Genomic DNA, 5,188 nt, shown 5'->3' on the forward strand with positions numbered 1-5,188 from the left:
CGACTTAGCGTTGGCCCGCACTTCCGCATCCGTGAACCAGACCCGCTTGCTGCCAAAGGTGGCTTCGTCGATCAATGTGCCTCGATCGATAAGAGGCGGGAAATGCTGCTGATGCCACATCATTCCAGCCGATCAAGCTGCTCGCGAATATCGGCGATGGCAGCCGTAGCACCGTAGGCGAGCATCAGCACGCGACACCTTCATCTTGTCCGATATGTCGTGAAGCCATATTGACGGACGGAAATGTCCAAATTAACTTAAATACGTCCGCGAATCATTCTTATTAACGGACGTTTTTATTTACAGTTTATCTTCTTTTTTGGAGTCAAGAATGCAACGACCAATTTTGCAACCCCAGCCTCCGACCATACAGGTCATCAAGCTCGAAATTCCCGCAAGCAAACTTACTCAAGGTGGCTCAGGCGGCATCCCGGAATACTTCTACGCACCTGATCCGATGGGATGGAAAAACCCAAATGTAACAAAATACGGCTAATTTCACAGATATACCTAAATGCTCAAATCGATATGCGCTGGGCCATGGTTAAAGCCCACGCATATCCAAATTTGGAGGAAGCGCAATGCCGCAAGGTAACTCCGCAAGGGGCATTCAGGAATTAGTTCTTGGACATTTCAGGGAGGACTTGGTTGCGCTCGATCTCCAAGAAAATCGCTTCTCAATCATTCCTAATCTTCCGCTAGCCCGCATAAATGAATTTCTTGCCAATCGCGGGCAACATGACTCAGCCTTGGCCGCTGCCCTTCAAGAACATGGGCTCTTGGAAAAAACAATTCACATCCGAGGCGAACTTGGCTCTCACATAAATGAAGGTTTATTCGAGACGCGCTGGGATACTCCATTTATCGAATTTTCCAGAGCCGAGCCACTATTATTGTGGAAGGCGGCGCATACCCTTTGGCGAGTCGGACTGACATTAAAATCCAAAGGATACGCGGGAGTTATCAAGTTACTACAGAACACTCAACCAGGTCCGCAGACTGCTCATACTGCTTCGTATCTGCAACGGTTGATGGCGCATCTTAATAGAGTATTCATCCTCGACTTTAGCAATAACAAATGCTTGGCATACAGCCTCGCACTATGCGTCCTGGCACGACGCGTCGGCCTCGACGCCCGATTAATAATAGGAGTCCGAACCAGGCCGTTTTCAAGCCACGCCTGGGTTGAATTTAACGGAGCGGTTGTAAACGACGACCCTGAACTGAGGCAAAAACTCGCAGTAATTTTGGAACTATGATGTTCATAGCCCACTCCTCTGCGCTGCGACGCGATAATTGCACACCCCGAAATGAGCCACTAACGTCGCACGGAAAACGAGCAATCCACGAAAATATCAACCTGGAATATCCAGACAACTGGAAATTTATTGAAGACTCGGCAATTTCTATATTGCTGCATGCACCCAAGTACGTCGAAGAACAGCTTATAAACGCCCAATCAAAGCTGCGCACTGCTGAATGGCTATCATATCTACATACCGTGGACGGACCATATTTGGTTGTCCGCATAAGCAGCGGCTCTATAGAGATTTCGAGAAGTCTGTATCGTGGATTGGACGTATTCTATACGCACATTGCCGGCAGCCTTGTATTCTCGACGAGTCCTTCAGTACTCCTTCGGCTTAAGCGAGAGAAATCACATTCACTGGACCTTGACTATTGCCGTCGCTTCATCTTGGACAGACCAGTGTTCTCGGGATCAACCGCGATAGCCGGGATACGAGCCATCCCTATTGGTCAGTCAATTCGCAGTAACCTCGCATCCATTTCGATTATTGGCCTACAGAAACCTCTACCGCAGCAAAAAGGTCCAATAGAAATTCTCACAAAAAAACTTTCCACCTTAGCGGCCAGCTTTTCATCAATTTCCTTGAGCTTTTCAGGAGGACTAGATTCAAGTGCACTCCTTCATTGTTTGGCTACAGCAAGCATCACTTTCGATGCCATACATGGTGTTAGCCCATTGCCCTACGCTGATACTGAGCGTCGCGAAGCAGAACAGGTCGCAGCGGCATATGGGAAACATCTAAAACATATAAAAATGATCGAAAGCGACGCGCTGACATTCACGCCATCATGTTTAAAGGAACCTGCGTATCGCTCGCCATTCGACGTTAATATTTTCCTCACCCCCGGCGCGAATCCACAGCAACAACAAGCTGTCGCGGATTTCTCCGCAAACGAACTCATGATCACGGGCCATGGAGGAGACCACGTTTTCCTGCAGAATCCAAATTGGAATGTAGGTTTCGACCGAATTCATAAACTAGAAGTTCTAGGATTCTTCCACGACGTAAAACGGTTCTGCACGCTTAAAAAAGCCAATTTCTATAGAGGAGTGCATGAGAACCTTCGACTGTTGCTGAACCCGCGAGGTAGCAATGGCGGGCTTCACACCCCCAAATGGATGCAAGCGGGAGAAATTCTGCCCGCAGCTGACAACCACTATCTCTTGAATGAACTGGACCCAAGGTCGGCCAAGTTCGATCACGTTTGGTCGATACTGCTTGGACTAAATACTATCCAAATGGAAAATTCCGTCGTCCGGACCACTATCCACCCTCTATTGTTGCCCGATGTCATTGGAACGGTGATGTATCGACCCGTTCGCGAGCTATTCAGCGCACAGCATGATAGGTTCTATTTCCGGCGTGATCTCTATAAATCGGCTGGATACGATTTTGCCTGGAGAAAATCAAAACGTTCCTCCTCAGCAAGCCTATTCAATTACTTCAGTGAAAATCATGCGTCGTTGTTTACGTGGCTCGAAGACGGCTTTATCGCCAAACAACTGACGCTTGACCTAGCGGAACTAAAAAAAAGTCTTAAAAAAAATGGCTCAACCTATTTAGACGATGATTTCCCTGCGCTCATAAATCTGATCCAGCTGGAAGGCTTTGTCCAGTCTGTGCTACACCACTCACAGTAAGGGCATACAAACATGAAGAATGGATCGTTCTTACTCCTTATTTTGAGCGGCGGCCTGGGCCATAGAAGCACACTAATTTTTATGTCAGCGTTATTATTAACATTGGCGTCAGCAGCACTGTCCTCATTGGCCCCCCTCTTGCTCGCAACAGCTACAGACATCCTTGCTGGCTCCCAGAATATTGCCGACACGATGAGCTCAGTCGCTTGGATGGCCGCGCTATATATATGTTCAATTGGCTTTACCAAGATATTCAACACTATCTCCCTGTATCTCCAGAGCATGCTGCGACTCCAGCTAGTCGAAGCCATTTCAAAAAAATATTTTGCACTGCTTTGCGAAAAGGATTCCCAGTTCTACGTACGCAATTCCCTGGGCGAGCTAGCACAACGTCTAAACCAAGCTTCAAACGATCTATACACAGTCGTGCGGAACATTGCCTTTAATATTCTCGCACCCGCCGTGCAATTGATCTTCGCGGTTTTCATCGTATCGAATATTTTGAGCGGAATTATCGGGATAGTATTTCTTATATATATCCTGCTCTTTCTAATAAACAATCATGTCTTTCTCGACCGATTGAGTTCGCACCGCACTCGAGTCATGGATGCTGGTCGTAGATCCTACGGAGTGCTGATCGACTCCGTTATGAATATAGTCGCCGCAAGGCAATATAACGGTTTCGATATTCTCATGAAGCGATACAAGACAACGCTCGACGACGATCGTGCCGTCCAAAAGACCTATTGGCAACTGACGATCACTATGCTTTCAGTAAATTCCTTGCTTTTCGTTCTGATGTTTGGTTGGTGCATCTACTGGATGCTGACGGGGTCGAAAGATACGCAAACAACTCCAGGCAACTTTGTGCTTTTCGCAAGCTATATCCTCTTGCTTGCGGGCCCAATTGAAATGCTAGGAAGCACCCTAAGCGAAGTACATCAGTCGTGGCATAGCGTTGCTGCATTCGTAAAAGAACTGTTCCAAGGCAAGTCAACGAACCAATCCCGCCCCTCCCTAGAGGCCGACGCCTATTCCGTTGAGCTGGATCAGCTTGAGTTCGACTACCCCGATGCCGCACATTTCCATTTTGGCCCAATATCACTATGTTTCAAGAGCGGTGAAAAAATCGCCCTCCTCGGCACCAGTGGCTCAGGCAAGTCCACTCTCGCGAAGCTCCTGACTGGTGACTACGCACCATCCAGAGGCGCGATACGAATACTAGGCAATGACACTTCTGCTGTCAGCCAAGCTTCTCTCAATGAATTGATTGGAATAGTAAGCCAGGAAACACATATTTTTAGCGATACCGTGCGATTCAATATGCAGATCGCCGACTCTTCGGCATCCGACTCTGAAATTCTAAGAGCGCTGGATCTAGCCGGATTTGATGTTGCGAACAAAGACGGACGCGAAAACATCTCCCTGGACGCCCAACTGGGCGAACGAGGGTTAAAGCTGTCCGGCGGTCAACGCCAGCGACTCGCACTCGCGCGGCTATTTTTGCGAGAACCCCGCATTCTTATTATTGATGAAGGCACTTCTTCGCTGGATGTTCTAGCAGAAAGGAGGATTACGGATAACATTACCCGCCATTTTCGTAATTGCACCATTATCTCAATAAGTCACAGAACATCCGCACTGGCTTACTCAGAGAGAGTGATAGTCATTCACAACGGAAAATTACAAGCTGACGGACCAAAAACCCAAATAGCCCTGAGTAATGATTATCTGAAATCAATGATGGCAATGTCGAATATCACGAAATGACCCATCAGAGTTAAACAACGCATTGGGAAGGAGTGCCCGGGATGCACAAGGAACCGTTGCTTCGCACCATGATGGTCGCGGCACTATTTGCAGCATCGTCGCAGATATGGGCACACCCGTATTGGTTAGTCAGACAGGGAAGCGAACATCTCAGGCTACCGGAGTGCGATCCGTGCCTAGCGTATGATCCGTACCTATGCGCACCAGCCGCAGTGACATTAAATGGTGAGCCTGTAGCTTACCCCCTAAATCATCATTTACCCGCGGGGTGCTGCGTATGCCTGACGTCAATTCTTTATTAGTTAGCGATGCAGGGCTACGACAAGGTGTCCGACTACAATTTCGCGGCAACCAGGTAGCAAAATTGTAGTCTCGCACTCTACCAAGTACCCTGGCGGAGGCCGGCACGCACGGCCAGCTGCTGAAGCGGCAAGGGGTCTATGCGCGCCTGGCCAGCCACCAGGGCGG

The 5,188-nt window shown here is 48.5% G+C and carries 4 protein-coding genes; all 4 read left to right on the forward strand.

All coding sequences use genetic code 11. The features are described from left to right. The first annotated feature begins 331 nt into the window (after window positions 1-331). The 4 genes from JL37_RS30360 (at window position 332) to JL37_RS29935 (ending at window position 4,720) form a co-directional block, all read left to right on the forward strand. Window positions 332-496, forward strand: a complete 165-nt coding sequence (locus JL37_RS30360) for an acinetodin/klebsidin/J25 family lasso peptide (protein WP_156124238.1) — start codon at window positions 332-334, stop codon at window positions 494-496. A gap of 85 nt (window positions 497-581) precedes the next feature. Further along, window positions 582-1,259, forward strand: coding sequence for a lasso peptide biosynthesis B2 protein (locus tag JL37_RS29930; RefSeq protein ID WP_081954992.1), 678 nt, complete (start codon window positions 582-584; stop codon window positions 1,257-1,259). After that, window positions 1,259-2,950, forward strand: a complete 1,692-nt coding sequence (locus tag JL37_RS30365; RefSeq protein WP_156124239.1) for a hypothetical protein — start codon at window positions 1,259-1,261, stop codon at window positions 2,948-2,950. Before JL37_RS29930 ends, JL37_RS30365 begins: the two co-directional genes overlap by 1 nt. 12 nt (window positions 2,951-2,962) lie before the next feature. Next, window positions 2,963-4,720 carry an ABC transporter ATP-binding protein gene (locus JL37_RS29935; RefSeq protein ID WP_081954993.1) on the forward strand — a complete coding sequence of 586 codons (1,758 nt, stop codon included), beginning with the start codon at window positions 2,963-2,965 and terminating at the stop codon, window positions 4,718-4,720. Window positions 4,721-5,188: the final 468 nt, after the last annotated feature.

The sequence above is a fragment of the Achromobacter sp. RTa genome (genome assembly GCF_000757485.1).
In the GTDB taxonomy this organism is placed as follows: Bacteria; Pseudomonadota; Gammaproteobacteria; order Burkholderiales; family Burkholderiaceae_B; genus Achromobacter.